This window comes from Spiroplasma sp. ChiS, from assembly GCF_002968355.1.
Classification (GTDB): domain Bacteria; phylum Bacillota_I; class Bacilli_A; order Mycoplasmatales; family Mycoplasmataceae; genus Spiroplasma; species Spiroplasma citri.
Map to the genome: position 1 here is coordinate 1 of NZ_PUUH01000133.1, position 1,273 is coordinate 1,273.

Here is a 1,273-nt window from a genome sequence, read left to right on the forward strand (position 1 = left end):
CAAGGTGGTGTTGCTTATTCACAAACTAATGACCCTGAGGCAAATGAAAATATTACTCGTGATGTTAAAAATGCTTTAAAATTAGCAGGTGAAATAATTGATATTATATCTAGTAAAACAAATATAAGACCATATAATTATAATTTAGGAAATTATGCTCATCCATGAGAAGAAGAATATAAATATATTACTAAAAAAACATTTTATGAAACATTATTATTTTGATTAAAAGAACGATTTCAAACAGATAATTCAATTAATATAACTTATCCTACTATTAATGATTTTAGTAAGATTGATTATAATGAGTATATTAAATTAATAGTGCCTTTTGATAATGATACGATTTATTATGAAAATAATGTATGAAAAGCAAAACAAGGCGGTGATATACCATCTGATGTTATTAAAGATAGTGATTTAAATAAAGATTATATTGATAAAGAAGATGGAAAATATATTGTTAAAAAAGCACAAAGTGGTAGTTCAATAACAGTTAATGCCCCATTACATCAAAAAGATGATAGTAGTTTAGAGTTATTATATAATGAAGAATTTGTTATTGAAGAAAATAAATTATCTTTAAATAAAGGTTTAAAAGATACTATTGAACAAATGTTAAAATGAGTGCTTGAAATAAATAAAAAAATAAAATGAGAAAAAGTAAGTATATCTTATACACCTGATAGTGATAATTCTATTGATATTCCTGAATTTTCAGAAAAATATCGTTATCAAGTTTGATTATCACCAACTAATCGTAAAGKTGCTGAAGGTATGTTATGGCTTGAACCACCTTATTTTACAGAACAGAAAGAAAATAAAACTTTATCTAAACATCAAGCAACTTGTTTTATTGATGATATGGATAAAAACCCTTATAGTATTGCTTTATATAATGCTAGTGGTCGGGTTTATTTAACTAATGGTTCTGATGGTTCTAATATTCCAATTAATAGTGTTCGTATTTTTCGACAAGAGGTGTAAATATGATAGATAAAGAAAATATTATTATTAAAAATGAAAATGGTACTTATTGACAAAGATTAGGTTTTGAACAAAGAAATCCAAGTCAAAGTTTTAAAGCATGAAAAAATCGTAAGTTTTTAAAATATGATAAATATCCATTTCATATTAAAAAAGCATATATTATGCGATATAATGCTTTATCAATTTTATATCATACACCATTTTTAAGTTTATATGGTTTATTTTTTACTAGTTTACATTTTAATTGAATACCAACATTAGAACCAGTTAAAGAGTTTATGTT

2 protein-coding genes are annotated in these 1,273 nt (G+C 23.9%); both read left to right on the forward strand.

The features are described from left to right. On the forward strand, positions 1–987 hold a 987-nt coding region (locus C6B38_RS09930; RefSeq protein WP_162475862.1), incomplete at its 5' end, for a hypothetical protein. Positions 988–989: 2 nt separating this feature from the next. Continuing rightward, the coding region (locus C6B38_RS04295; protein ID WP_146693300.1) for a hypothetical protein at positions 990–1,273 on the forward strand (284 nt) is incomplete at its 3' end.